This window comes from Streptomyces sp. NPDC041122, assembly GCF_055592445.1.
Genome location: NZ_JBVIYQ010000013.1, coordinates 1 through 26,235, shown reverse-complemented (window position 1 = coordinate 26,235; position 26,235 = coordinate 1). Strand labels below are relative to the sequence as shown.

Below are 26,235 nucleotides of genomic sequence, written 5' to 3'. Positions count from 1 at the left end.
GTCTCAGGACTCCTTGACCGCGATGGTCTCCACAGTGTTCGCCACGTGCTCGAAGGCGTCGGCGGCCTCTTCCAGCACATCCACGATCTGCTTCAGCTTCAGCACTTCCATGGCGTCGTACTTGCCGTTGAAGAGCTGCGCCAGGAGCTTGCGGTGGATCTGGTCGGCCTGGTTCTCCAGACGGTTGACCTCGATCCAGTACTCGGTGAGGTTCGACATCGTCCGCAGGTTGGGCATGGCCTCCGCGGTGAGCTCGGCGGCCCGCGCGAGGACCTCGATCTGCTGCTCGACGCCCTTGGGGAGCTCCTCGACCTGGTACAGGACGACCAGGTCGACGGCCTCCTCCATGAAGTCCATGATGTCGTCGAGGGACGAGGCGAGGTTGTAGATGTCCTCGCGGTCGAACGGCGTGATGAAGGAGGAGTTCAGCTGGTGGAAGATCGCATGCGTGGCGTCGTCTCCCGCGTGTTCCGCGGCCCGCATCCGCTCTGCGATCTCGGCCCGTGCGGAAGAGTCCGCTCCGAGCAGTTCCATGAGGAGCTTCGAGCCCGTGACGATGTTGTCCGCGGATGCGGCGAACATGTCGTAGAAGCTCGTCTCCCTGGGGGTCAGACGAAAGCGCACGTGGGGTCCTCGGGGTGCTTTGGATGCGGTCAGGCTGATGCTAGGCGCATCATCCGGCCACGGCTAACCGGCCGCCCCCCAGTGTCGCCCATCAGGCACAGTGATCAGCACACCCCCCGAGAAATCGGCTAACATATACCCACCAGGGGTATATGGATCTGCACAAATGCGGGTACGCCCGAGGGGAAGCCCCGCAGCAGCACCAGGAGGAGGACGCGATGACGACCACCGAGGCGGCCGACGCGGCCGTGCCCGGCACGGGTGCGGTTGCGGGTGCGGCCGGCGCCGGGACGGGTGGTGCGGCCGAGGCGCCCACCACCGACCACGACCGTGGGGTGCACGGGTACCACAAGCAGAAGGACGAACACCTCAAGCGCCTGCGGCGCATCGAGGGGCAGATCCGCGGCCTGCAGCGCATGGTCGAGGAGGACGTCTACTGCATCGACATACTCACGCAGGTCTCGGCGAGCACGAAGGCGCTGCAGTCCTTCGCGCTGCAGCTCCTGGAGGAGCACCTGCGGCACTGCGTGGCCGACGCGGCGGTCAAGGGCGGTACGGAGATCGACGCGAAGGTGGAAGAGGCGACGAAGGCGATTGCGCGGATGCTCCGCACGTGATCGCTGCCCGCTCGGGGGGAACCGCCCACTCCTGGGCCGGGGAGGTGCCCCTGCGGGGCGGGGTGGGGCCCCTGCGGGGCGGGGTGGGGCGCTCGGGGCGGGGTGGGATCCGTCGTCCGGACGGCTGCCCTGTGGGACACCTCATCCTGCGTCGCTCGCGTTGCCGCGTGCCCGCTGCGCGGGCTCTCCCCCACCCACCCGCCCTCTCCCGCGGCGCGGAGTGAGGCCCTCAGAACGCAGTGGGATCCGCCGTCCAGTCGCTGGCCCTGCGGGACACCTCACCCCGCGTCGCTCGCGTTGCCGCGTGCCCGCTGCGCGGGCTCTTCCCCACCCACCCGCCCTCTCCGGCGGGGCGGGATGAACGGGTGGGCGCGTGGGATGCGTCGCCGCAAAGCGACGGACCGGTGCGCCGACCACCAGCACCCGGGCGAAGGAACAACCTTCCCCGCGCCCGCGAGGGCGCACGCCCACGCACGCCCTTAGCCAGCAGGACGGTGCGGGGTGAACGGGTGGGTGGGTGGGTGGGACGCGTCGCCGCGGAGCGGCGGACAGGGACGCCACCGCCGGCACGAGGCCGAAGCAAGAACCTTGCCCCCCGGCCCGCGAGGCGGGCGCCCTTCCCCGGCAGGACGGTGCGGGGTGAACGGGTGGGTGGGATGGGACGCATCGCCGCGGAGCGGCGGACAGGGACGCCACCCGCCCGCGCCAGGGCGGAGAACCCTCACGCCGGGCCCGGAGCCCTACCCGCATCCGGAGCCCCCGCACCGCCCGGGTCACGGAGATCCGTGACCCTCAGGACCTCGTCGATGCGGTCGAAGCTCAACCGCTCCGCCGCCGCACTCGCCGCGATGATGAGCTCCCCGCAGAGTTCGATCTCGGCGAGGGCGACGTGGTCCTGAACCGCCGTGCCACCACGCACCGGAGCCACGTTCATCACCTCTTCCTGCCGATACCGACCGACTTCCAGGGTAGAGAGCCCCCTCCGTACCGCGCATGGCACAGACGGACCATTTCCACCAGCCGTACGCGACTACTGCTCGGCAATCTTCCCGGCGAAGATGTCCTTCTCGGCCGGAAGTCGTACCGTCACGTCCGCCCCGAAGTCGTAGAGCAGCGTGGTCGACGCCACGTTCACGTCGGACACGGCGAACCGCTGGCGCAGCTTCCTTACCCGCCCCCGGTCGTCGAGGTAGACGTCGAAGGGGACGCTCCCCTTGCTGAACCCTTTCGCCGCCGCCGCACCGAGCGCACCGCGCTGACCAGCGGAGGCGGCCCGCGCCGCGGTACGCAGGTCGGCGACGCCGCGGTAGTGCCGTACCTCCGCCCCACCGACCCGCTCCTCCCCCACGAACCCCACCTTCCGCGCCCCGCGCAGCAGTTCCGCCGCCGCGAGGGGGTCCGTGGCGCCGCCGGTGACGAGGTTGCCGTCGGAGAGCGAACGTGTCTCGATCCGTACCCACTTGTCGGCCGGCACCCCGGCCCCGCGGTTCTTCATGTAGAGCGCGCCGCCGGTCATCAGCTCGGTGATGGGCCGGTGCTCGTCCTTGCCCGCGGGATCGCGCGGCAGCACCACCTCGAACCACCCGAGCTGCCGTCCGAAGTCGTAGACACCGGTGCCGCGGATGGTGACGCGCGTACCGCCGCTGGCCATCTCCATCGACGTGCTGGCCTTCGAACTGCCCGCCCGTACCAGCGAGTCGGCGGACTTCCGCACCACGTCGCCGGGGTCGACGGCACCCCTGCCGTCCGCGGCGGCACCGGGCTCCGAACACCCGGTGGCGACGGCCATCAGGCCCACCGCCGTGACCGCGGCGACGACCACGGCGTCCGCCGCACCCGTGCGCCTGTGCCGTTGCACCATCGCCTGCCTACCCCCAAGCGTCCCGCGCCTGTCGTGGCTGTTCCCCCGTCTCCCGGATAACGACCGGTGCATGGACCCGTCACGCCGCCCGCCCCCGTACCGCGACCGTCGACGGGCGTTCACCCGGGCTCGGTACGGTGGCCGGGTGGCCGATCAGCAAGACCCCGTATCCCACCGCACGACGACGGTCGAGAAGGGCCGGTTCGTCACCGCCCACTGCAGCTGCGGCTGGCGCGGCCCTGCCCGGCGGGCCCGCAGCAAGGCCCGTACCGACGCGACCGCCCACGAGGAAACCCCCTGAGGAAGCGCCGCCGCCGGACCCGCATGGAACCCCCGCCCGCCGCACGCCGTCTCGTTCTCCGGGAAGCAACGGGAGGCGCGTCATGGAACGACGGACGTTCATCGGCACAACGGCGGCCACACTCGCGGCCGCCACGGTCGCGGGCTGCACCGGCGGCGGTTCCGGCGCGAGCGGCGCCGCGACCGCGACCGGCACCGCGTCACGGAGCACCGGCAGCAGCGGCGGCACCGCCCTCAGGACCGCCAGCGCCGCGGCCTCGTCGCCCGCCACCCTCAAGGCGCTCGCCCGCGACCTGGACGGCACCCTCGTCCAGCCCGGCGAGGCCAAGTGGGCGGCGGCCCGCCAGCTCTACAACACGCGCTACGACGACCTGAAGCCCACCGCCGTCGCCTATGTCGCGCACCCCGAGGACATCCGCAGCGCCTTCGCGTACGCCCGCGCCCACCACACCCCGGTCGCGATCCGCAACGGCGGCCACAGTTACGCGGGTTGGTCCTCCGGCACCGGCCGCCTGGTCATCGACGTGTCGAAGCTGAGCGGGATACGGGCGAGCGGGAGCACGGCCACCATAGGTGGCGGCGCCAAGCTCATCGACGTCTACCGCTCCCTCGCGGCGAAGGGCGTCACCATCCCCGCGGGCTCCTGCCCGACCGTCGGCATCTCCGGGCTCACCCTCGGCGGCGGCCACGGCGTGGTCTCCCGGGCGTACGGCCTGACCTGCGACAGCCTCACCTCCGCCACGCTGATCACGGCGCACGGCAAGCAGCTCACCGCCTCCAGGTCCGAGAACAAGGACCTGTTCTGGGCGCTGCGCGGCGCGGGCAACGGCAACTTCGGCGTGGTGACCGAGCTGACGTACCGTACGCACGCCGCGCCCCAGGGCGTCTCCGCGTACATGACCTGGCCCTGGTCGAAGGCGGCCGCCGTCGTCAAGGCGTGGCAGCAGTGGGGGCCCGACCAGCCCGACGAGATCTGGTCCTCCCTGCACCTGGCCAACACCCCCGGCGGCACGCCCACCGTCTCCGTGGCGTGCTTCTCGCTCGGCACCTACGGCGAGCTGCAGAACGCCGTGGACCGTCTCGCCGACCGGATCGGCGCACCGGCGCGCAGCGTCTCCCTGAAGCGGCGCACGTACGAGGAGTCGATGGAGGTGTACGCGGGCTGCTCGTCCTTCGCCTCGGACGCCCAGTGCCACCTGCCCGGCACGACGCCGGGTCGGACCACGACGGGCGCCCTCAAGCGCGAGACGTACGCGGCCGCCTCGGACTTCTTCGACCGTTCCCTGTCGGCGGCGGGCATCCGCGCGCTGCTGTCGCAGATCGAGAACGTGACGGGGGCGAGCGGCGGCAGCATCGCGCTGACCGCGCTGGGCGGCGCGATCAACCGCGTCGACCCGACGGCGACGGCCTTCGTGCACCGCCGCTCGCGGATGCTGGCCCAGTACATCGCGTCGTGGCGGGCGGGGACCTCCGGCAAGCCCGCACAGGCCTGGCTGAAAAAGGCCCATGGGGCGATGGGGCGGTACGCGTCGGGAGCGGCGTACCAGAACTACACGGACGCGACGCTGACGAACTGGCGCGAGGCGTACTACGGGGACGCGGCGCCGCGGTTGAAGAAGCTGAAGAAGCAGTACGACCCGGGGCGGTTCTTCGACTTCCCGCAGGCGCTGTAGGCGGGGCCGCGCCCGCTCGCGCGGGTCAGGCTGCGAGGTCCCGCTCGTCCGGGTCGGCGGCGGCCCGCGCCGGGGCCGGGGACGCCGTCCCGGTCAGCGGCGCGGCGACGGGGGCGACTGTGCGGTCCCACACCAGCCATCCCGCGCGCCGGGTCCGCCCGACCGCCTTGGCGAGCGGCGTGAGCAGCGCCATGGCGAGCGGCGAGAGGAGCAGGGCGACGGCGGTGCCGAGCGCGAAGCCGCCGACGACGTCCGTCGGGTAGTGCACGCCCATGAAGACCCGGCAGAAGCCCTCCAGGGCGGCGAGGCCGAGGCCGACGAGCCCGAACTTGCGGTGGGCGACGAAGAGTCCGGCGCCGACGGCCATGGCGAGCGTCGCGTGGTCGCTCACGAACGAGTAGTCGTTCTTGCCGCCCACCAGGAGTTCGAGGTTCGGGTGGTCGCGGAAGGGGCGGGGCCGCTCCACGAAGCCGCGTATGGGGATGTTGACCAGGACGGCGATCCCGGCGGCGAGCGGCGCCCACACGACGGCGGCGACGGAGGACGCGGCGTCGTCGAGGCTCGCCCGCCGGCGCTGGCCCCACCAGCACCACACCACGAGCAGCACCAGGGCGAGCAGCAGGCCGTACTCCCCGACGAAGGCCATGGCGCGATCGAGCCAGGACGGGGCGTCCTTCGCCAGGCCGTTGATGTCGTAGAGCAGGCTGACGTCGGGGTTCGACCCGGATTCATCGAGTCCAGCCATGGCGCTGCGGCCCCTTGTCTCCTAGCCCATGGGCGCACCTTTCTGTGCACCCGTCCCATCAACCCCCGTGGTCGGTCCAGTCCAGGGAACGCCCCGTACCCCGCCTACGTTCCACTCTCCACTGAAAGATCACTGAGACGTTACCGAAGAGAGACTCATCGGCGCAGCTCAGAGGGATGTTCTGACGGAGAGTTCAAGCCACCTCACGCCCCGCGCACGCCCCCGCTCACGGGGCGCTCAGACCTCGGACGGCTTCTCCGGCAAGGCCTTCGCCCCGTCGGCGGTGACGCGGGTCGCGCCGAAGTAGTCCGGGGTGTCGACGGGGTCGAAGCGGATCACGGCGCCGGGCCGCGGGGCGTTGATCATGTAGCCCCCGCCGACGTAGATCCCGACGTGCCGGATGGCCCGCGAGTTGGTCAGGTCGTCGGAGAAGAACACCAGGTCGCCGGGGAGGAGTTCGGCCCGCTTGGGGTGCGGGCCCGCGTTGTACTGGTCGTTGGCGACGCGCGGCAGGGTGATGTCGACGGAGCGGTAGGCGGCGAGGGTGAGGCCGGAGCAGTCGAAGCGGCCGTTCTGGTCGGCGGTGCCGTTGCCGCCCCAGAGGTAGGGGGTGCCGAGCTTCTTCTGCGCGTAGTAGATGGCCGCGGCGGCCTGCTGCGAGGGCGCGACCCGGCCGACCGGCCGCGCGAAGCTCTTCGACAGGTCGGTGATGGTCTTCACGTAGTTCTGCGTCTCGTTGTAGGGCGGCACGCCGCCGTACTTGATGACGGCGTAGGCGCCCGCGTTGTACGCGGCGAGCATGTTCTTGGTCGGGTTGCCCGGGGCGTCCTTCACGTATCCGGCGAGCTTGCAGTCGTACGAGGCGGCGGACGGGATGGCGTCCTGCGGGTCCCAGATGTCCCGGTCTCCGTCGCCGTCGCCGTCGACGCCGTGCGCGGCCCAGGTGCCCGGGATGAACTGCGCTATCCCCAGCGCCTGCGCGGGGCTCTTGGCGCGCGGGTTGAAGCCGCTCTCCTGGTAGAGCTGGGCGGCGAGCAGCGCGGGGTTGATCGCCTTGCAGAGGTTGCCCCACTTCTGCACGATCGGCTGGTACGTCGCCGGCACGGCCCCCTTGGCCAGTCCGACGGTCTCGCCCCCCGACCCGCCCGCGAGGCTCCCCGCGGCCATGTACGTCCCGACGACGAGCAGCGCGATGAAACTGAGGGCACCACCGATCCCGGCGGACGCGACCAACCACGCCTTACGCACCGTCAACCACCCCTCACCCGCCGGTAGCCCACCGGCGCTCAGTGTAGAGGCCCGGTACGACGAGGGGGTGGACCGAGCGGAGAACATCGGGACCGTCCATCGCCGCCGTGATCATCGGCACACCCCGGCGATGCCCCGGCGCACGCACCCCCGATTCGCATAGCGTGATCGCCGACCGGCCGGACCGCCACGCCCGTCCGGTCGTGGTTCCACGTGAACGCCCAGAACTGGCAGCGGACTCCGGCCCAGGCACCGGGAGCCCCTGGACTGAGGACTCAGGTGAACACACCCCTCGGCACCACCCCCTCCCACGACGCCTCACGGCCGGTCGCGGCGGTCGCGGGCGTCACCGTCCGGTACGGCCGGACGACCGCCCTCGACGACGTCTCCCTCTCCTTCCCGGCCGGGGTCACCGGGCTGCTGGGCCCCAACGGGGCCGGAAAAAGCACCCTGTTGTCCCTCCTGAGCACGGCGCGCGCCCCCCGGGCCGGCGCGATCACCCTCCTCGGCGAGGAGAACCCCGGGCGGGCGCGCGTACGGCGGTTGCGGCAGCGGATCGGGATGCTGCCGCAGTCCTTCGGGTTCTATCCCCGCTTCACCGTCCTGGAGTTCACCGAGTACGCGGCCTGGCTGCGCAAGGTGCCGGCGGCCCGGCGCCGCGAGCGGGCGGTCGAGGCGTTGCGCCTGGTGCAGATGGAGAAGCACGCCGGCAGCAGGATGGGCGCCCTGTCGGGCGGCATGCTGCGCCGCGTCGGCATCGCCCAGGCCATGGTCAACGAGCCCTCCCTGGTCCTCCTCGACGAGCCGACGGTCGGCCTCGACCCGGCCCAACGGGTCGGATTCCGGTCCCTCATCCAGGAGTTGGGCGACCGGTGCGCGGTGGTGATGAGCACGCACCTCGCCGAGGACGTGGCCCACGTGTGCGACCGGGTCGCCGTCCTCCTGGAGGGCACGGTCCGCTTCACCGGGACGGTCGCCGATCTGTGCGCCCTGCCGGCCGGCGCCGCGGCCGACGGCGCTGGTGCCGACCCCGAGGTCGACGGAGCCGCCGTGGAAGCCGGCTACCTGCACCTGGCCGGCGCGGAAGCGGTGGCGGGCTGATGCGCGTCCTGCTGACCGAGATGCGCCGCGGCGAGGCCAAGTGGGCCGCCGCGCTCATGGGAGCCGTCGGCGTGTACTACTTCACCGCCGAGAGTCCCGGCGAGAGCGACTGGATCGGCTGGTGGACCCAGACCAGCCTCCAGGTCCAGCTCTTCTCGGTGATCGTGATGGGTTCGGTGATGAGCGCCGCGGCCGCGTGGGGCGCGGGCCGCGCCTTCCGGCACCGCACCCGGTCCTGGGCGGACACCGCGGCCCGCGGCGGCTGGTCGCAGGCGCTGCTGCTGTGGCTCGCGGTATGGCTGTGGTCCCTGATCGCGTACGCCGTACTGACCGCCGTCGCCTTCTCCCGTACCGCCGGGGTCAGCGACGTCACCGCACCCGCCTGGACGCCGCTGCTGCTCGGCGCCGCGATGATGGGCCTGGAGATCGCCGTGGGCGTCGCCGTCGGCTCGGCCCTCCCCTCGCGCGCGGTCGCGCCCTTCGCGGGGGTCTTCTGGTACGGCCTCTTCGTCCTCGCCGCGTTCGTGCCCGACACCCCGCTGGACAAGCTGTTCCCGGCGATAGACGAGTTCTGGAGCTCGGAGTTCGAGCCCAACACCACCCGCATGCTGGTCGCCGCCGCCTGGTGCCTGGCGTTCGGCCTGGCCCTGACCGCGCTCCCCGCGCTGGGGCGCCGCGCCGCGCTCACGCCCCACCCCCTCGCCGTCGGCGCGCTCGCGGTGGTCGCGCTGGTGGCGGGCGGCACGCTCGTGGCGTTCCGCACGCCGGCGCCCGACTCGTACTGGGCGGTGCGCAAGGAGCAGCCCGCACAGCCGCTCTGCACCGGCAGCGGCCGCACCAAGGTGTGCCTGTGGCCCGACGACCGCCACCTGCTGCCGCAGGCCCGCGCGGCGGTACGGACCGTCGACGCCGGCCTCGGCACCCTGTCCGGCCTCAACCGCGCCTTCTACGCCGACGGTCTCACCCGCCCGCCCGGAGCCACCGCCGAACTCCCCCTGATGACACCGGCGGAGAGCCAGGCGGACCTGACGGACGCGATGTTCGCGGCGGCGCTCCCGCAACCCAGGTCACCGAAGTGCGAGCCGCACCTGCTGAAGTCGGCGGGCGGCTACCCCGACACGTTCCTCTTCGAGGCGGCCGTACGCTCCCGCGTCGGCGCGCCCGGCGAGTACTACGGCGAGAAGTTCGGCCACGCCCTGGAACGGATCACCGGCGCCCCGCGCCCGAAGCAGGACGCCTGGATCGAGGCCGCGGCCCGGTCGATCCGCGCCTGCGAGCCGGTGCCGGAGCTCCCCCGTTGAGCGCCCGGACCACGACGACGGCGATCGGCAGTAGCCCGGTGGGTGCGTTCGTACGCTGCCGAGGCCTGCCCCGCGCGGCGGGCGCGGCCCTGCTCGTCGCCCTGGCGGCGACGGCCTTCGCGGGCCAACGGGTGGCGGTCCCGGAGTTCCGCTACCTGGTCGACTTCAGCGTCCCGGTGGCGGAGATCGTGCCGCTCGCCCACGCGGTGCTCCTGGCCACGACGCTGTTCTCCCCGATGGCGGACCTGGAACACACGGCGGCCCAGCCGATGCCCCGCCACCGGGCCCTGTACGTCGTCGCGCTGCTCGCCCTGGCCCTGGGCCTGACGGCCCTGCCCCTGCTGGCCGGCACCACGGCCGAGGTCTACGCGTCGGCGGCCCGCAACGCGGTCGGCTACCTGGGCCTGGCCATGCTCGGCGCGGCTCTCCTCGGCAGCGGCCTGTCGTGGTTGCCGCCCCTGGCGATGTTCGGCCCCACGCTGCTGCTGGGGGTGGGCAGCGACAACTCCCCCGAGCCCTGGGCCTGGTCCCTGCACGCCTCCGACAGCACGCCGGCGGCGGCCGTGGCGGCGACGCTGTGGCTGACGGGCGCGGTGGCCTCCGCCACGGTCGGCCCACGCCGCGCGGAACGCGCCGAACGCGACTAGGCGCTCCGCCACGGGGAGGCGGGCGTGACCTCGGCCCACATCAACTTCCCGGCGCCCGCACCGAGCTGGGCCCCATACCGGTCGGCGCAGGCCCGCACGAGGTGCAGCCCCCGCCCGCCCTCCGCCGACCCCGACGGCGGAGGGCCGCCCCCGCGCCGGGACTCGAACCCGGGCGGAACTTGTGGGTCCGAGTCCCACACGGCGACGCGGACCCCTTCCGGGGAGGAGGAACGGGAGGAGGAACGGAGCCGCAGGGCGTAGGGCCCGTCGGTGTGGCAGTGCGCGTTGTTGAGCAGTTCCCCGGCGAGGAGTTCGGCGGCGGGCGTGAGCTCCCCCAGCCCGTACGCCTCCAGGACGGCCCGGAGGGTGGCACGGGCGATTCGTGGGGCGCGGGGATCGTGGGGAAGTCGGAGGGTGTAGGTCCAGGGCGGCGATACGGTTGCGTTCATGGAAGTCTCGGTCGTGGAGGGGGAGTTGCCGGGTATGCCCCAGTGACGTTGCCGCTCCGTCGAGCGGGGTTCTTCTGGGTGGAGGCCCCACTCGTAAGGTAACGGAGCCGGGTTAAGCCCTTAATCGAAAATCGATTAAGGGCTGCACAACCACTCATGTGAGTGATGGAACGCAGGGAAGGCGAGCACGTCCGTGAGAAGCAACCCGACGGGACGTCAACTCCGGCTGGGCAGCGAGCTGCGCAAGCTCCGTGAACGTGCGGGCCTGACGTCCACGGACGCCGGGAAACTCCTGGGCGTCAAACAGAACCAGATCAGCAACATGGAGTCGGGCCGACTCGGTGTGAGTGCTACCCGTGTACGCACGCTGGCCTGCCACTACGACTGCTCCGACACGGACCTCATCGACGCACTGGCCGACATGACAGGTGAGCGCACGCGCGGCTGGTGGGAGGACTATCGCGACATGCTTCCGGCCGCGCTGCTGGACCTGGCGGAGGTCGAGCACCACGCCACGCTGCTGCGCACCGCCGTGACCGTACACATTCCGGGCCTCTTCCAGACCACGGACTACGCCCGCGAGATTTTCCGCCAGGACGTCCCCGCCCTGTCACCACCGGACATCGAGCACCGGATCTCGTACCGCGTCAAGCGGCAGGCCGTCCTCTTCCGCGAAACGCCGACACCGCACCAGGCCGTGATCCACGAAGCCGCCCTGCGCATGCGGTTCGGCGGAGCCGCCGTGACACGGGCCCAACTCGAGCATGTCCTCGACATGAGCGAGCGCGAGCACATCAGCCTCCACGTCATCCCCTTCACCGCAGGCACGTTCCCCGGCGCGGGGCAGTCGATCTACTACGCCACGGGGCCCGTCCCACAGCTGGACACGGTCAACCTGGACCAGTCACACGGCCCGGTGTTCCTCGACGCCGAGGCGCAACTCGCCAAGTACCGGGTCCTGCTGGACCGCATGGAAGCGACAGCCCTCCCGCCCGACAAGTCCCGCGCGTTCGTCCACGCCATCATCCAGGACCTGTAGAGGAGCACCGCGATGCCCGAGCCCACGTGGCAGAAGTCGTCCTACTGCGCACAGGGAAACTCCTGCGTGCACATCGCGACGACGGCGACCGGCACGGTCAGACTCACCGAGAGCGCCGACCCCACCGGCGCGATACTCACCACCACCCCCCAAGCCTTCGCGGCCCTGCTCCGCACCGCCAAGCGGCCCGCAGGCGCGTACGAGACGGGAGGGGACGCGGGGGTATGTGCGCACGGAGCACCGAGCCCGCTCTAGCAACATTGTCCGCGAGGCAGCGCCGCAGGGATGGCGAGTACGCACATACCCCCGCGGCCCCGCACCCACAAACGAACCCCAGGCGCAGACGCACGCCCCCGCACCCGCGCAGCCGCCCACGCCCCCGCACCCGCCTCCGGAGAACCCCGACCATGACCGAGTCGCCCCGCCCCCGCATCCCCGCCGACCTCGACTGGACCCGCGCCGCCCCCGAGGACGAGCAGGGCCCCGGCCCCTGGATCGAGATCGCCTTCGGCACGGATGACGGCGACCCCGACGCCGTCTACCTCCGCGAGACCAGCGACCCGGACAACGTCGTCACGACGACCCGCAAGAAGTGGGACGCCTTCGTACTGGGCGTACAGGCAGGCGAGTTCGACCACTTCGTGGACGGCGGCGGCATCACCGCCGCGGACATCGGCCGCTCCGTCCGCCTCGCCCTCCCCGTACTCCGCACAGCCGCCACCGCGGACGCGGCCTGGCACGCCCCAGCCGGCCCCCTCGACTGGGACTGCCAGGAAACCCTCGCCCACCTCGCGGACGACCTCCACGGATACGCCGCACAGCTGGACCCGAACGCCACGCCCCCGAGCCACCGCGCCCCGACCGCCGACGTCGACGCCCTGTTCCACGCCGTCGAGTCCGGCGCCACCCTGCTCGCCGACACGGTCACGGCCACGCCCCCCACGACCCGCGCCCCGCACGGCTGGGGCGCCTCCGACCCCGCGGGCTTCGCCGCGATGGCCGTCGTGGAGATCCTGGTCCACACGTACGACATCGTGACCGGCCTCGGCACCCCCGACGCCTGGACCCCGCCCGCCGACCTCTGCGCCCGCGTCCTGACCCGCCTCTTCCCGGACGCCCCGACGGACACGGACCCGTGGCCGACCCTGCTCTGGGCAACGGGCCGCAGCGACCTGCCGGGCCACCCCCGCCGCACGGAGTGGCGCTGGTACGGGACACCGGAAACCGGTCGCTGACCGACACCGCGTCCCACGAGGCCATCCCAGGCAGAGCCCATTTCCCCAGCTCAGAGCCCCTTTGGCCGTTCCAGCGTTCCTGATCCCCGGCGATCCTTGCCCCACCCGGACCGCACCGGCTTCGCTGTTGACCAGGCCGGACAACACGGCGGCCACCCACCCACCTACTCACACTCACTCACTCACTCACTCACGGGGATCGTCATGAAGCTGCACGCCCACGCCACCAAGACCCTGCTCGCCGGCCTCGCCCTCATCGGCACGCTCGGCCTGACCGCCTGCAACGGTGACGACAACGGCAGCTCGGACGCGGCCTCCGGGGGCTCCGCCGGCGTCCCGGCGAACAGCAGCGGCGGCACGGGCGGCTCCTCCGGCCAGGACTCCGCCGGCGGCACGTCCGGCCAGAAGGGCGGCAACGGCGGCACCGGAAGCGGCGGCAACGACAGCGGACAGGGCACCGTCGCCGGCACCGGTGCGAACAAGGGCGGCAAGGTCGACATCTGCCGCAGCGACGAGCTGGAGGTGTCCGCCGTCGACAACTCCACCGACAAGGCCGAGGGCGTCGTCACCGTCCAGTTCAAGAACGGCGGCGGCCGCGACTGCTCCATCAGCGGATACGCCGGCGTGGACCTGAAGACCGCCACCGGCGACACCGTGTCCGTGGACCGCAGCGGCGAGCAGACCCACCCCGACATCCTCAAGGACGGGGGGTCCGCGGCCTTCAACATCACGTTCCCGGCGAACACCAGCGGCGGCTCCGGCATCCGCATCACCAAGATCCTCGTGACCCCGCCGAACGAGACCAAGACCGTCACCGTCCCGTGGCCCGCCGGCACCATGCCGGTGAGCGACGGTTCGAGCGGCGGCAAGCTGTCCATCGGCCCGGTCGCCAAGGTGAGCGACTCCCCCGCGGGCTGACGGAGTCCAGAAGCTGACCCCGCCCCGGACCCCTGTGACCAGAGCTACCACTGGCCACAGGGGTTCAGTCCGTTTCGGGACACCCTCACCCACGGCATGACTGCCCGTCATGCCACATATGTGCCACCGCGGATGCGCCACCGAGTCCCGCGGTGCGGGGCTCGGCGCCGGCCACCGCCTTAACACCTGGTCAGAGGCACGCCGGGCCGTCATTGCCCGGCGTCGTACCGCGTGATACACAGAGTAACCAGAGGCCGCGTGCGCGGAACCGCACGAAGTCAGCCAACGAATGGCGCCAAGGCGACATGCGCGGGCCCTATTGTCGGTGAGAATGAGCTGTCCTCTGTACCGAGGTAGGCAGAGGTGGCAGAACAACCCACTAGGGGCGGTGAGTTACACATGCTTATGGCAGCCGAAAAGGGCGACATCACCACCATCATCGGCGGGATCGCCCCCGACTGGGGTCCCTTCGGGAGCCTGGGCAACGAGGCACGCGTGATGATCGAGGTCGTGATGGCCATCGCGATCCTTCTCTGTCTGGGCATCGCGATCTGGGGCGCCGCGAAGCAGCGCATCGGCGCGACGGCGCTGCGCGACACCTTCAGCGCGGAGCAGGGCAAGGGCTTGATCATCGCCGGGCTGACCGGCGTCTTCATCATCGGCTCGCTCGGCACGCTCTTCACGATCGTCTACGGCATGGCGGTCTAGTACGGCCGGGCGCGGGCACCGGTCCCCCGTTCGCGCCCCGCGCCCCGTCCTTCCACGTCCCCTTCCCACGTCCCCACACCTTGTCCCCCACTCCCCTGTCCCCACTCCCCCACCCATCCGTCGTGCCCACCGGCTGAGGTTGCAACTCCCTGATGTCGAGTCACCACACCGCGCCCGCGCGGGAACCAGCACGGCTACCGTCATACGTGTCCTGCGTGACGGTTCAGCGAGAGGTTGAGGGGGCGTACGCGGCATGAGTCCCGACGACGAGCGGAACGACGGCCTCTTCTTCGGTGGCTCCGGGGAGACCCGGACGCGGCTTCCCGAGGGGGAGGGGGCGGGCGACGACGTCTACGGCGGCGTACGCAGATCCTCCCGCTCCGGCGGGCGGACCTCCTCGCGGAGCCTGGTCACGGTCGTGGGCGTCGTGGTCCTCCTGATCGCGGCGATCGCGTTCGCCAACCGGGGCGGGGACGATTCCTCTGCGGAGGACGGTGACGGCAAGAAGCCGGAGGCGGCCTCGACGGCGCCCTCCGGGGAGAAGCCGGTGGGGGGGAAGAACGGGGGGATCCCGGCGGGGTTCGCCAAGACCGAGCAGGGCGCCCAGAGCGCGGCGGCGAACTTCGCCGTGCCGCTCGGCTCCGCCGAGATGTTCGACAAGGCCAAGCGCAACGCGATCCTCAACAGTGTGATGGCCCCGTCCAGCGTCGCCAAGTTCCAGGCGGAGCTCGACCGGGCGTACACCGCGCCGTTCTTCAAGAACGTGGGGCTGAACGAAGACGGTACGACCCCCAAGGGCTACCAGTTCGTCTCTCGTACGACCCCGATCGGCACGAAGGTCACCGAGTTCTCGGACGGCAAGGCGTCCGTCGAGGTCTGGTGCAGCGGCCTGCTCGGGCTGGCCGGGGAGAAGTCGACCAAACCGGTCACCAACAGTTGGTTCACCATCACCATGAAGCTGGAGTGGATCAACGGTGACTGGAAGGCGGTCACTCACTCCCAGAAGGACGGTCCCGCCCCAGTCCCGGGCGATGACCGCGCGTCCAACTCCGACGAGATCGCGAAGGCGGTCGGAGGATACGGAGGGTTCACCTATGCCAGGTAGCCGACGTGTGATCCGCCTCAGCGCGACCGTCGCAGCCGTGCAGACCGCGGCAGTCCTCCTCGCGACGCGAGCCTTCGCGGCGCCGGACCCCGGGAGCGACTCCTGTGACCTCATCCACGGCCCCGCCAAAAAGTACTGCGAAAAAGGCGAGAACGGCGGCAGCAGCAGCGGGGACGGCAAGTACCCCACCGACAACCCCCTCCCCGACTCCCTCGACCCCCTCAGCTCCCTCGCAAAGGGCTGCGCCGACGCCGCGTCCTGGACCGTCGACAAGCTCTCCGACGCCGTCAAGGACACCGCCAACGTCGACTTCACGAACCCCAAGTTCCTCCAGCAGTACGCCGTCGTCTTCGCCGCGTCGACCATCCTGACGCTGCTCCTGTGGCTGCTCGCGGTCGCCAAGCGGGCGGTCCGCGGCGTGCCGCTCACCACCGCGCTGTCCGAGGCCATCGGGTTCCTCTGGCTCACTGTCCTCGCCTCCGCCTTCACGCCCCTCATCCTCTACACCGTCGTCTCCGCGGCCGACGGCGTCACCGACGTCATCGCGAAGGCGACGGGCGGTCAGACGGACACGTTCTTCGGGACGTTCTCGGGTGCGCTCAAGAAGGGTGACGACATCGGCGGCGGCCCGATCATGCTGATCGTCGTCTCGCTCGTGTCGATCCTCGCCGCCGGCATCCTCTGGCTGGAGCTGGTCATCAGGGCCGCGCTCCTCTACGTAGGAGCGCTCCTCGGCACCGTCGTCTACGCCGGCCTCGTCGACAAGAACCTCTGGTCCCACGTCCGCCGCTGGGCGGGGATCATGATCGCGGTCATCCTCGTCAAACCCATCATCGTCATCGTGCTCGGGCTCGCCGGCGCGCTCTCCGCCGACGACGGGCCCGACGCCTTCTCCGCGGTCGTCTCCGGGCTCTCGATCATCCTGCTCGCCATCTTCGCGAGCGCCATGATCTACCGCTTCGTCCCCGGCTTCGGCGACGAGATCGCGGGCTCCCGCAACAACCGCATCATGCGCGGCGCCGAGAACAAGGCCGCCGCCGTCATCAGCTCCCCCGCCTCCCTCGTCTCCCAGGGCATCAAGACCCACAGCGCCCGGGGCAACGGCAGCTCGGGCGGCAACCAGGGCGGCAACACCGGCCAGGCGCGTCCCGCCAACACCGCAGGCGCCGGTGTCGCCGCACACAGCAGCCGCCCCACCGGGGGCCGCGGCTCGACGAACGGCGGCGGATCTGTCCCCTCCGCCGCACCCCCGCCGCGCAGCAGCGCGACGGACACGCCGCACGCGGGCAACCGCGGCGGTGCCCGCAACAGCAGTACCAACCGCACGGGAGGTGAAGGGCGTTGACGACCCAGTCCCACGTGTCCCAGCCGGTCGCGCCCCGCCGCACATATCTGATCGGCCGCGCGCGGCCGAACGCGATCGTCGGCAAGAACCGCGAGACCGGTGAGATCGCCCTGATCATCGTGGGGGCGTTCCTCGGCATGATGTGCGGGCTGCTCGTCCCCGTCCTCTCGCTGCGCATCGTCCTGCTGTCGGGCCTGCCGATGCTCGCCATCGCGGCCGTGTACGTCCCGTACAAGGGCCGGACGTTCTACAAGTGGTTCGAGATCAACCGCAGCTACAAGCGCTCCCTCAAGCGCGGCACCGCCTACCGCTCCGCCGTCCCCGAGGCGGGCGTCCGGCTCGACGGGCGGGAGGTCGAGGTCGGGCCGCCGCCCGGCATCGGCCGCATCAGCTGGCTCGCCGCCCCGTTCGGTCCCGACGAGATCGCCGTGCTGCTGCACGCCGACCGGCGGACCGTCACCGCCGCCATCGAGATCGAGGGACCGGGCGTCGGACTGCGCGACAGCGAGGACCAGGAGGCGCTCGTCGACCGGTTCGGGACGCTGCTCAAGCACGTCGCGAACGGCGACGGCTTCGTGACCCGCCTGCAGATGCTCGCCCGTACGCTGCCCGCCGACCCCGACGCGCACGCCAAGGACGTCAGCCAGCGCGGCGACGACCGGGCGCTGCCCTGGCTCCAGCAGTCCTACGACCAGCTGCAGTCGATGGTGTCGACCAGCAGCGAGCAGCACCGCGCCTACCTCGTCGCCTGCATGCACTACTCCCGCGACCTGGCCGCCGAGGCGCAGGCGATGGCCCGCGCCGCCCGCCCGGCGGGCGGCAGGAAGCTCGACAAGGACGCCGGTCTCGCCGTCGTCATGGCGCGCGAGCTGACCGACATCTGCTCGCGGCTGCAGGAGGCCGACATCCGGGTGCGCCAGCCGCTCGGCCAGGGCCGGCTCGCCTCGCTCGTGCACTCCATGTACGACCCGGACCACCCCATCGACCACATCCAGGCGATGACGAAGCGCAACGCCTGGCCCGCCGAGCTCGACGCCGTGGAGCCCACCTACCTCCAGGCGAAGACCCGCGAGTCCTCCACCCGCGCCCCGTGGTGCCACGCCACGGCGTGGGTGAAGGAGTGGCCGATGACGCCCGTCGGCGTCAACTTCCTCGCCCCCCTGCTCGTCCACACCCCGGACGTCATCAGGACGGTCGCCGTGACGATGGACCTCGAACCCACCGAGGTCGCCATCGAGCGGATGCTGACCGAGAAGACCAACGACGAGGCGGAGGCCAGCCGCCAGGCCAAGATGAACCGCACGGTCGACCCCCGCGACATCGCCTCGCACTCCCGCCTCGACCAGCGCGGCGAGGACCTGGCGAGCGGCGCGGCGGGCGTCAACCTGGTCGGCTACATCACGGTCTCGTCCCGTTCCCCGGAGGCGCTCGCGCGCGACAAGCGCACCATCCGCGCCTCCGCCGGCAAGTCGTATCTCAAGCTGGAGTGGTGCGACCGCGAGCACCACAGGGCCTTCGTCAACACGCTGCCGTTCGCGACCGGCATCCGACGCTAGACGTAGAGGCAGGCTGCCAGATGCGGGATCCGCTGACCATCCTCACGGACGCCTTCACCGCCTTCCTCTTCGGGAAGGTCGAGACGACCCGGCTTCCGGTGCGTACGTCGACGGGGCAGGCCCAGGCGGTCTACCTCCCGACGGCCGCGCCGGGCCTCGGCGACTCGGGCGTGATCATCGGGCGTGAGGTGTACTCCGGCAAGGGGTACATCTACGACCCGTTCCAGCTGTACGGGCAGCAGTTGCCGGCCCCGCACTGGCTGGTGCTCGGCGAGTCCGGCAACGGCAAGTCGGCGCTGGAGAAGACGTACGTCCTGCGGCAGTTGAGGTTCAAGGACCGGCAGGTCGTCGTGCTCGACGCACAGGGCGAGGACGGGGTGGGCGAATGGAACCTCATCGCCCAGGAGCTGGGGATAACCCCCATCCGGCTCGACCCGACGGCCGCCCTGGACATGGGCATCCGGCTCAACCCGCTCGACCCCGCGATCACCACGACGGGCCAGCTCGCGCTGCTCCGCACGATCATCGAGGTCGCGATGGGGCACGGCCTGGACGAGCGCTCCGGCTTCGCGCTGAAGGTCGCGCACGCGTACGTGAACGAGACGATCGTGGAGCGCCAGCCGGTCCTCACCGACATCGTCGAGCAACTGCGCCACCCCGAGCCGGAGTCGGCCGAGGCGATGAACGTCGCCATAGACGACGTACGGGCCTGGGGCCTGGACGTGGCCCTCGTCCTCGACCGGCTCGTCGACGGTGACCTGCGCGGCATGTTCGACGGCCCGACCACCGTCGGCATCGACCTCGACGCGCCCCTCATCGTCTTCGACCTCTCGCACATCGACCGCAACTCCATCGCGATGCCGATCCTGATGGCGATCGTCGGCGTCTGGCTCGAACACACGTGGATCCGCCCGGACCGCAAGAAGCGCATCTTCCTGGTGGAGGAGGCGTGGCACATCATCAACTCCCCCTTCGTCGCCCAGCTGTTCCAGCGGCTGCTGAAGTTCGGCCGCCGGCTCGGCCTGTCCTTCGTGGCGGTGGTCCACCACCTGAGCGACGTCGTGGACGGCGCGGCGGCCAAGGAGGCGGCGGCGATCCTGAAGATGGCGTCCACGAGGACGATCTACGCCCAGAAGGCGGACGAGGCGCGGGCCACGGGCCGGGTGCTCGGCCTGCCCCGCTGGGCCGTGGAGATCATCCCGACCCTCACCCCCGGCATCGCGGTCTGGGACGTCAACGGCAACGTCCAGGTGGTCAAACACCTCATCACGGAGACGGAACGCCCCCTGGTCTTCACCGACCGCGCCATGACCGAGTCGTCCGCCGACCACCACGGCGAGGACGTACCGGTCGACGACGCGATGCGGGCCGCCGAGCTGGAGGCCGAGAAGCGGGCGGCGTACATGGAGCAGCATGCGGGATGACTGGGAGCGGGGACGGTCCCCGCACGGGCGGGGTCCGGCGGATCCCGCCGGCCGCTACGGCGACCGGGGCGCCCGGCCCCAACGCGGCGTCCCCGACGGCCTGTTGGTCGGCTTCCTGGCGTTCCTGCTCGGCGCGACGGTCCTCGTCTGGTCCGCCACGAACCTCGCGGGGCGTCTCGCGCGGGGGGCCTGGCCGGAGAAGGTCTCCTTCGGCCATACGCCCCCGGCGGTACGCCACTTGGCCGGCAGCCCGCACGACGTAGCGGGCGCCTGGCCCGACACCCCACCGGACCAGCTCTCCGGATACGGCCTGTTCTGGGGCCTGTTCATCGGCCAGCTCCTGATCCTGACCGTGCTGACGATCTTCGTGATGGGAACGGTGGCGCGGTGGCGGGCGGTACGGAGGGCCCGGGGGGCCCAGGGGGCCGAGGGCACGGGAGGACGTGACGCCCGGGTCCATCCGCCGCGTGCCGGAGGCACGGAGATGTACGAGGGCGCCGCCCACCCACCCCGTGCCGGAGGCACGGAGATGTACGAGGGCGCCGTCCCGCCGACGCGTGCCGGAGGCACGGAGACCCAGGCCGAAAGGGCGGGCGGGTGGGAGCCCCGCGCCGGAGGCGCGGAAAACAGCACCACGGAGCCGCTCCACCTGGCCGGAGGCCCCCGCGCCGGAGGCGCGGAGAACAGCACCCCGGAGCCGCCCCACCCGTACGGAGGCCCCCTGGTCCTGGGAAACCCCGCGGCGCGCCGCCCCCGTGCCGTCGAGGCTCTCCAGGACGCCGAGGGGGCCGCCCTCGTCCTGACCTCCGACCCCACCCTGTGGGCCGAGACGAAGGACGCCCGCGCCAAGCTCGGCCCCGTCCTCCTCTACGACCCCGCCCACCTGTGCGACACCCCGGCCCGCCTCCACTGGTCGCCCACCACCGGCTGCCAGGACACGGCGACCGCCGAGCAGCGCGCCGCCGCCCTCCTCGCGCCGATAAGACCCACCGCGAAGCTGGACTCGGCCGTGGCCGACACGGCCCAGCTCCTGCTGCGCAGCTTCCTGCACGCCGCCGCGGTCGGCGACAAGCCCGTGAAGTCGGTGCACCGCTGGTCGCAGGGCACCCAGGTGCAAGAGGCCGTACGCATCCTCCGTACCCACCCCAAGGCGTCGTCCGGCGCCGCGGGCGAGCTGGAGGCGGCCCTCACCGCGTACCCGGAACGGCGCGACATCGCCCAGGAGTTGACCGCCCGCGCCCTCTCCGCGCTCTTCACCGTCCACGTACGAGAATCCTGCACGCCGAACCGAACTGATGCGCTCACCCTGGATTCCTTCATCGATGAAGGGGGCACGCTTTTTGTGGTGGGTGAGGCGATCGAGGATCCCCGATCCCATCAGGGCCCGGGTGCCATGCCTCTGCTGACGGCACTCGCCTCCAGCGTGGTCGAGCGCGGCCGGCGCATGGCCGAACGGTCATCCTCCGGTCGGCTCGACCCACCAATGACGTTCGTCCTGGACGACGCCGCCGCGGTGGCCCCGCTGCCGCAGCTGCCCGAACTGCTCGCCACCGGCGCGGACCGGGGCCTGCCGACCCTGGCCCTGCTCCGGTCACGGGAACAGGGCAGGGCCCGCTGGCCGAACGCGGAGCTGCCCCTCCCCTGAGGGGCCGCCGCACGACGCCGCGACCCGCTCCCCCGACGCCCCGGCCCGCCTCCTCACCCCCGCGCGAGCACCCACTCGTACTCCCGCGCCGAGGGATCGCCCGGCACCGGTACGACCACTCCACTGGGCTCGAACCCGAACCGCCGGTAGAACGCCTGGGCCCGCGAATTGCCCTCGTGGACGTGCAACCGCACCCGTTCCAGGCCCTCCAGGGACCACGCCCACGCGACCGCCGTCCGGAACAACGCGTCCGTCGCGCCGGCGCCCCGGTGTTCCGGGCGCACATAGACCCCCACGAGGTGTGCCTGCCGCCCCTCGATCACCCCGCCGAACACGTCGTCCGCCCCGGCCTCCTCGACCAACACGGTCACCGAGCCGACCCACACGCCGCCCGGCTCCTCCGCCACGAACTGCCGTACGGCCTCCCCCTGTGACGCGCCCGCCGCCCGCTCCCGCCAGAAGGCGTCCGGCTTCGCCGCGGCCTCCTCGTACGTCTCCAGAAAGGCGACCGGCGCCGCCGGATCCCGCAGCGCGGCCAGCCGCAGCTCCCGCACCCGCGGCCACTCCTCGGCGCGCACGGCCCGTACGACGTACTCATGATCCATGGCCAGATCCTCAGCGACGGCCCGCGCCGACGCAACGTAACGCTCGTCTCAGGGCTCCGCTCGTCTCAGGGCCCGCTCACCTAGGGGGCCGCTCGTCTCAGGGTCGGCGTCGTACCCGGGTACTACCCCCGGCCCGCACGTCCCGCCCCCGGTCCGACGATCCGCGCCCCCGTGAGCGACACCATCGACGACATGATCAGCGCATACGGACTCACCAAACGCTACGGCGCCAGAACGGTCGTCGACGACCTCGGTTTCGAGGTACTGCCCGGCGCCGTCACCGGCTTCCTCGGCCCCAACGGCGCGGGCAAATCCACCACCATGCGGATGCTCCTCGGCCTCGACGCGCCCACCCGGGGCCGCGGCACCGTCGCCGGCCGCGTCTACGCGGCCCACCCCGCGCCCCTGCACGAGGTGGGCGCCCTCCTGGAGGCCCGCTCCCTGCACCCGGGCCGCTCCGCGTACCACCACCTGATGGCGCTCGCCCACACCCACTCCATCCCGAGGAGCCGGGTGGACGCGGTCCTGGAGCTCGCCGGCATCCACGAGGTCGCCCGCCGCCGGGTCAAGGGCTTCTCGCTGGGCATGGGCCAGCGCCTGGGCATCGCGGCCGCCCTGCTCGGCGACCCGGCCACGATCATCCTCGACGAGCCCGTCAACGGCCTCGACCCCGAGGGCGTCCTGTGGATCCGCAACCTCCTCAAGTCCCTCGCGGCGGAGGGCCGTACCGTCCTCGTCTCCTCCCACCTGATGAGCGAGATGGCGCTGACCGCCGACCACCTGATCATCATCGGCCGCGGCCGGCTCCTCAAGGACACCACCGTCGAACGGTTCGTACGGGAGTCGGGCACCGGATCCGTCAAGGTCGTCACCCCGGAGGCGACCCGGCTCACCGAGCTGCTCGCGGGCCCCGGGGTCACCGTCCGCGCCGACGCCCCCGGTGTCCTCGACGTGCGCGGCACGGACGCCGGACACATCGGCCGCACCGCCGCCGCCCACGGGATCCCGCTGTACGAACTCACCCCGCAGACCGCCTCGTTGGAGCAGGCCTTCATGGACCTCACCCGGGACTCGGTCGACTACGCGGCCTCCACCAGTGCCGGCGCCCACACCGCCCGTCACGAGTCGGAAGGAGCCACCGCATGACGACCTCCCCCGACCTCGCCCCCACCGCCTACCGGCTGAGCCCCAAGGGCGTCCTCCGCTCCGAGTGGCACAAGCTGTGGACGCTCCGCTCCACCTGGATCACCCTGATCACCGCAGCCGCCCTCGTCCTCTCCGTCGGCATCATCATGGGTTCCACCTACGACGGCGACGACGCCGAGATCGACACGGTCGTCTTCACCCTCTTCGGCACCCAGCTCTCCCAGATCTGCCTCGCCGTCCTCGGCATCCTCGTCACCGCGGGCGAGTACTCGACGGGCATGATCCGGGCGTCCCTCTCAGCCGTGCCGACCCGGCTCCCCGTGCTGTGGGCGAAGGCCGGCGTCTTCACGGCGGTCGCCTTCACGCTGTGCCTCGTGACGAACGTCGTCACCTTCCTCACCGCCCAGATCTGGCTCGCGGACACCGACAAGGCGCTGTCACTCACGGACTCCGGCGTGCTCGGCGCCCTCACCTCCAGCGCCGCGGCCATCACCCTGCTCAGCCTCATCGCCCTCGGCCTCGGCGCGCTGCTGCGCTCCGTGCCCGGCGCCATCGGCGCGTTCGTCGGCGCGGTCCTGATCCTGCCCGAGGTCCTTTCGATGCTGCCGTTCGGCGCCGTGGACAGCGTGATCCGGCATTTCCCGGCCCAGGCGGCGAGTTCGCTGGGCTCCGTCGCCCGGGTGGAAAACACCGTCGCGCCGGGCACGGCCCTGATCGCCCTCACCCTCTGGGCCGCCGCGATCCTCGCCGCGGCGGCCGTCTTGCTCAGGCGGCGGGACGTATGACCACTCCCCGCCCCACGACGACATCACGCACAAACCCGGCGACACCACCATGCCCGGCTCCGGCGACGCCACATGCCCGGCCCCCGCGACGAGCCCATGCCCGAAGATGAGGCCGTGACGACGCCCCGCCCCCACCCCCTCACCCGGCACCTCCAGCGCTCCACCCAGCGGGTACGCGCCTTCGACCGCCGTCACCCACTGGTCTGGGACGCCCTGGTCACGTCCTTCTTCGTCATCGCCGCCCTCACCGACGGCGCCGGCGGCTGGCGCAGCACCGCGGCCGACCCCGATGTGGCGCGGGGGCCGATCGTCGTGATGAGCCTGGGCCTGTCCGTGCCGCTGCTGTGGCGTCGCCGCCATCCGCTGTACGCGCTCGCCGTGATGTCGGCGACGACCATGGCCAGCAACTGGACGGGCGCCTGGCTGCAGGCCGCGCTGATCCAGTTCATCGTGGTCTTCACCATCGCGCTGCGGCTGCCGCTGCGGACCCTCGGCGCGGCGGCCGCGATGACCGTGCCGCCCATGGCGGTCTGCGCCTTCGCCTATCCGCGCGACAGCTGGGACCAGCTGATCGTCCCGCAGATCTGGTCCTTCCTCGTCGTCACGCTCGCGGGGATCGCAGTGCGCTCGCGCCAGGACCACACCCGGGCCCTCGTGGAGCGCGCCCACCGCCTCGAGGTCGAACGCGACCAGCAGGCCCGCCTCGCCGCCGCCGCCGAACGCACGCGCATAGCCCGGGAGATGCACGACATCATCGGCCACAACCTCTCCGTCATCACGGGATTGGCGGACGGTGGTGCGTACGCGGCCGTCAAGTCCCCCGAGCGCGCCGCGCAGGCCCTGGACGCCATCGGCACCACGAGCCGCCAGGCCCTCGCCGAACTCCGCCGCCTCCTGGACGTCCTGCGCGACGACGCCCCCGCGCCGGCCGACCTGACCCCCCAGCCGGCCCTGACCGACCTGGCCCAACTCGTCGACGGCGTACGGGCGGCGGGCCTGCCGGTCCGCAGCACGGTGCACGGCCACCCCGACCCGGTAGCAGCGGGCCGCCAACTCACCGTCTACCGCGTGGTGCAGGAAGCCCTGACGAACACCCTGAAGCACGGCGGCCCCGGCGCCACGGCCGCCGTCGACGTCTTCTACGCGGACGGCGGCGTCACGGTCGAAGTGACGGACACGGGCACGGGCGGCGCCCCCGACTCCCGTACGGGACGTGCGAGACCTACAGTCCCCGCGGGGCCTCCGGGACGCGGCCTCACCGGAATGCGCGAGCGAACGGCCTTGTACGGCGGCACACTTGACGCGGGGCCGCGCCCCGACCCGCCGGGCGGCTGGCGGGTCCGCCTCCACCTCCCCAAGGACAGCGAATCACCGTGACGACCGTGCTCATCGTCGACGACCAGCCCATGCAGCGCTTCGGTTTCCGCATGCTCCTGGAGAGCCAGGACGACATGACGGTGGCGGGCGAGGCCGGCAACGGCAGCGAGGCGGTCCGCATGACCGCCGAACTCCACCCGGACGTCGTCCTGATGGACATCCGCATGCCCGGCGTCGACGGCATCGAGGCGACCCGCCGCATCGTCGCGTCGGGCTCCCGTACCCGCGTGCTGATCCTGACCACGTTCGACCTCGACGAGTACGCCTACGCGGGACTGCGGGCCGGGGCGTCCGGCTTTCTCATCAAGGATGCGCTGCCCGAGGACCTGCTGTCCGGGATCCGCGCGGTCGCGTCCGGGGACGCGGTGGTCGCTCCGAGCCTGACCCGCCGTCTCCTCGACGCGTACGCGGACCAGCTGCCGGCACCCGGCTCCGCCCGGACGGAGCCGGCGGACCACCCGCGCCTGTCATCGCTCACCCATCGCGAACGGGAGATCCTGACGGTCATCGGTCAGGGCTGGACGAACGCGGAGATCGCCGACCGGCTCCACCTCGCGGAATCCACGGTGAAGACGCACGTGGGCCGCATCCTCGCCAAGACGGGGGCGAGGGACCGGGTGCAGGCGGTGATCCTGGCGTACGACACGAAATTGGTGAGCCCGACGTGACGGGCGGGGACGGAAAACGTCCCTGGAACGCAGAAAACCCCCGCACCATAAGGTGCGGGGGTTTCCCGACTAAAAGGAGTTCGGCGGCGTCCTACTCTCCCACAGGGTCCCCC

27 protein-coding genes are annotated in these 26,235 nt (G+C 71.7%); 20 read left to right on the top strand and 7 right to left on the bottom strand.

Translation table 11 applies throughout. From position 1 onward, the window contains the following. Window positions 1-3 precede the first annotated feature (3 nt). Window positions 4-624, bottom strand: coding sequence for a DUF47 domain-containing protein (locus tag ACZ6B8_RS36140; RefSeq protein WP_324767024.1), 621 nt, complete (start codon window positions 622-624; stop codon window positions 4-6). Window positions 625-842: 218 nt separating this feature from the next. On the opposite strand from ACZ6B8_RS36140, the gene ACZ6B8_RS36135 reads away from it, so the two are divergent. Continuing rightward, the gene (locus ACZ6B8_RS36135; protein WP_471088260.1) at window positions 843-1,241 is read left to right on the top strand and encodes a metal-sensitive transcriptional regulator; all 399 of its coding nucleotides are present in this window, start codon (window positions 843-845) and stop codon (window positions 1,239-1,241) included. 721 nt (window positions 1,242-1,962) lie between these two features. Here ACZ6B8_RS36135 and ACZ6B8_RS36130 read toward each other — a convergent pair. Both ACZ6B8_RS36130 and ACZ6B8_RS36125 read right to left on the bottom strand, forming a co-directional pair. Further along, a complete protein-coding gene (locus ACZ6B8_RS36130) occupies window positions 1,963-2,175 on the bottom strand; it encodes a hypothetical protein (protein ID WP_471088262.1) in 213 nt (70 codons plus the stop codon). A 96-nt stretch (window positions 2,176-2,271) separates the two neighbouring features. Continuing rightward, window positions 2,272-3,102, bottom strand: coding sequence for an SCO4651 family lipoprotein (locus ACZ6B8_RS36125; protein WP_471088264.1), 831 nt, complete (start codon window positions 3,100-3,102; stop codon window positions 2,272-2,274). A gap of 145 nt (window positions 3,103-3,247) precedes the next feature. Here ACZ6B8_RS36125 and ACZ6B8_RS36120 point away from each other — a divergent pair, with 145 nt between their 5' ends. Together ACZ6B8_RS36120 and ACZ6B8_RS36115 are read left to right on the top strand one after the other, a co-directional pair. Continuing rightward, on the top strand, window positions 3,248-3,403 hold the full coding sequence (locus tag ACZ6B8_RS36120; protein ID WP_471088266.1) for a hypothetical protein: 156 nt from the start codon (window positions 3,248-3,250) through the stop codon (window positions 3,401-3,403). Between the two features lie 82 nt (window positions 3,404-3,485). Beyond that, a complete protein-coding gene (locus ACZ6B8_RS36115) occupies window positions 3,486-5,075 on the top strand; it encodes an FAD-binding oxidoreductase (protein ID WP_471609985.1) in 1,590 nt (529 codons plus the stop codon). A gap of 25 nt (window positions 5,076-5,100) precedes the next feature. Here the strand turns inward: ACZ6B8_RS36115 and ACZ6B8_RS36110 are convergent, their stop codons facing one another. After that, window positions 5,101-5,820, bottom strand: coding sequence for a phosphatase PAP2 family protein (locus ACZ6B8_RS36110; RefSeq protein WP_471088270.1), 720 nt, complete (start codon window positions 5,818-5,820; stop codon window positions 5,101-5,103). Window positions 5,821-6,057: 237 nt separating this feature from the next. Further along, complete coding sequence (locus ACZ6B8_RS36105; RefSeq protein ID WP_471088272.1) at window positions 6,058-7,074, bottom strand: bifunctional lytic transglycosylase/C40 family peptidase; 1,017 nt, start codon at window positions 7,072-7,074, stop codon at window positions 6,058-6,060. 273 nt (window positions 7,075-7,347) lie between these two features. On the opposite strand from ACZ6B8_RS36105, the gene ACZ6B8_RS36100 reads away from it, so the two are divergent. The 3 genes from ACZ6B8_RS36100 to ACZ6B8_RS36090 are packed head-to-tail and all read left to right on the top strand — an operon-like array spanning window position 7,348 to window position 10,117. Further along, entirely contained in the window at window positions 7,348-8,169 is an 822-nt protein-coding gene (locus tag ACZ6B8_RS36100; RefSeq protein ID WP_471609984.1) for an ATP-binding cassette domain-containing protein, read from the top strand. Then, window positions 8,169-9,470: a hypothetical protein gene (locus ACZ6B8_RS36095; RefSeq protein ID WP_471088276.1), complete on the top strand. Its 1,302-nt coding sequence runs from the start codon at window positions 8,169-8,171 to the stop codon at window positions 9,468-9,470. Before ACZ6B8_RS36100 ends, ACZ6B8_RS36095 begins: the two co-directional genes overlap by 1 nt. Beyond that, window positions 9,467-10,117, top strand: a complete 651-nt coding sequence (locus ACZ6B8_RS36090; RefSeq protein ID WP_471609983.1) for a hypothetical protein — start codon at window positions 9,467-9,469, stop codon at window positions 10,115-10,117. The genes ACZ6B8_RS36095 and ACZ6B8_RS36090 overlap by 4 nt, the downstream gene beginning before the upstream one ends. Here ACZ6B8_RS36090 and ACZ6B8_RS36085 read toward each other — a convergent pair. Continuing rightward, the gene (locus ACZ6B8_RS36085; protein WP_471609982.1) at window positions 10,114-10,566 is read right to left on the bottom strand and encodes an ATP-binding protein; all 453 of its coding nucleotides are present in this window, start codon (window positions 10,564-10,566) and stop codon (window positions 10,114-10,116) included. The genes ACZ6B8_RS36090 and ACZ6B8_RS36085 overlap by 4 nt on opposite strands. 193 nt (window positions 10,567-10,759) lie before the next feature. On the opposite strand from ACZ6B8_RS36085, the gene ACZ6B8_RS36080 reads away from it, so the two are divergent. From ACZ6B8_RS36080 to ACZ6B8_RS36035, 10 genes are all read left to right on the top strand, one after another. Next, window positions 10,760-11,605, top strand: coding sequence for a helix-turn-helix domain-containing protein (locus ACZ6B8_RS36080; RefSeq protein ID WP_471609981.1), 846 nt, complete (start codon window positions 10,760-10,762; stop codon window positions 11,603-11,605). Window positions 11,606-11,617: 12 nt separating this feature from the next. Continuing rightward, complete coding sequence (locus tag ACZ6B8_RS36075; protein WP_471609980.1) at window positions 11,618-11,860, top strand: DUF397 domain-containing protein; 243 nt, start codon at window positions 11,618-11,620, stop codon at window positions 11,858-11,860. A 152-nt stretch (window positions 11,861-12,012) separates the two neighbouring features. Further along, a complete protein-coding gene (locus ACZ6B8_RS36070) occupies window positions 12,013-12,840 on the top strand; it encodes a maleylpyruvate isomerase N-terminal domain-containing protein (protein WP_471609979.1) in 828 nt (275 codons plus the stop codon). Between the two features lie 204 nt (window positions 12,841-13,044). Further along, the gene (locus tag ACZ6B8_RS36065) at window positions 13,045-13,758 is read left to right on the top strand and encodes a DUF4232 domain-containing protein (protein ID WP_471609978.1); all 714 of its coding nucleotides are present in this window, start codon (window positions 13,045-13,047) and stop codon (window positions 13,756-13,758) included. Between the two features lie 399 nt (window positions 13,759-14,157). Next, window positions 14,158-14,466 (top strand): hypothetical protein, encoded by a 309-nt coding sequence (locus ACZ6B8_RS36060; protein WP_055570172.1) that lies wholly within the window; start codon window positions 14,158-14,160, stop codon window positions 14,464-14,466. A gap of 253 nt (window positions 14,467-14,719) precedes the next feature. Further along, window positions 14,720-15,571, top strand: a complete 852-nt coding sequence (locus ACZ6B8_RS36055; protein WP_471609977.1) for a DUF8175 domain-containg protein — start codon at window positions 14,720-14,722, stop codon at window positions 15,569-15,571. Continuing rightward, window positions 15,561-16,916 carry a hypothetical protein gene (locus tag ACZ6B8_RS36050; protein WP_471609976.1) on the top strand — a complete coding sequence of 452 codons (1,356 nt, stop codon included), beginning with the start codon at window positions 15,561-15,563 and terminating at the stop codon, window positions 16,914-16,916. Before ACZ6B8_RS36055 ends, ACZ6B8_RS36050 begins: the two co-directional genes overlap by 11 nt. Then, window positions 16,913-18,472 (top strand): SCO6880 family protein, encoded by a 1,560-nt coding sequence (locus ACZ6B8_RS36045; protein WP_471088294.1) that lies wholly within the window; start codon window positions 16,913-16,915, stop codon window positions 18,470-18,472. Before ACZ6B8_RS36050 ends, ACZ6B8_RS36045 begins: the two co-directional genes overlap by 4 nt. 20 nt (window positions 18,473-18,492) lie before the next feature. Next, window positions 18,493-19,896 (top strand): ATP-binding protein, encoded by a 1,404-nt coding sequence (locus tag ACZ6B8_RS36040; protein ID WP_471088296.1) that lies wholly within the window; start codon window positions 18,493-18,495, stop codon window positions 19,894-19,896. Continuing rightward, complete coding sequence (locus tag ACZ6B8_RS36035) at window positions 19,886-21,541, top strand: TraM recognition domain-containing protein (protein ID WP_471609975.1); 1,656 nt, start codon at window positions 19,886-19,888, stop codon at window positions 21,539-21,541. The genes ACZ6B8_RS36040 and ACZ6B8_RS36035 overlap by 11 nt, the downstream gene beginning before the upstream one ends. A 53-nt stretch (window positions 21,542-21,594) precedes the next feature. On the opposite strand, the gene ACZ6B8_RS36030 is transcribed toward ACZ6B8_RS36035, so the two are convergent. Next, complete coding sequence (locus ACZ6B8_RS36030) at window positions 21,595-22,146, bottom strand: GNAT family N-acetyltransferase (protein WP_471609974.1); 552 nt, start codon at window positions 22,144-22,146, stop codon at window positions 21,595-21,597. Window positions 22,147-22,338: 192 nt separating this feature from the next. Here ACZ6B8_RS36030 and ACZ6B8_RS36025 point away from each other — a divergent pair, with 192 nt between their 5' ends. The 4 genes from ACZ6B8_RS36025 to ACZ6B8_RS36010 all read left to right on the top strand — a co-directional run bounded on the left by ACZ6B8_RS36025 (window position 22,339) and on the right by ACZ6B8_RS36010 (window position 26,122). After that, complete coding sequence (locus ACZ6B8_RS36025) at window positions 22,339-23,292, top strand: ATP-binding cassette domain-containing protein (RefSeq protein ID WP_471610095.1); 954 nt, start codon at window positions 22,339-22,341, stop codon at window positions 23,290-23,292. After that, entirely contained in the window at window positions 23,289-24,077 is a 789-nt protein-coding gene (locus ACZ6B8_RS36020; RefSeq protein ID WP_471609973.1) for an ABC transporter permease, read from the top strand. Before ACZ6B8_RS36025 ends, ACZ6B8_RS36020 begins: the two co-directional genes overlap by 4 nt. 96 nt (window positions 24,078-24,173) lie before the next feature. Next, window positions 24,174-25,454 carry a sensor histidine kinase gene (locus ACZ6B8_RS36015; protein WP_471609972.1) on the top strand — a complete coding sequence of 427 codons (1,281 nt, stop codon included), beginning with the start codon at window positions 24,174-24,176 and terminating at the stop codon, window positions 25,452-25,454. Further along, window positions 25,451-26,122, top strand: a complete 672-nt coding sequence (locus ACZ6B8_RS36010) for a response regulator (protein WP_471609971.1) — start codon at window positions 25,451-25,453, stop codon at window positions 26,120-26,122. Before ACZ6B8_RS36015 ends, ACZ6B8_RS36010 begins: the two co-directional genes overlap by 4 nt. Window positions 26,123-26,235: the final 113 nt, after the last annotated feature.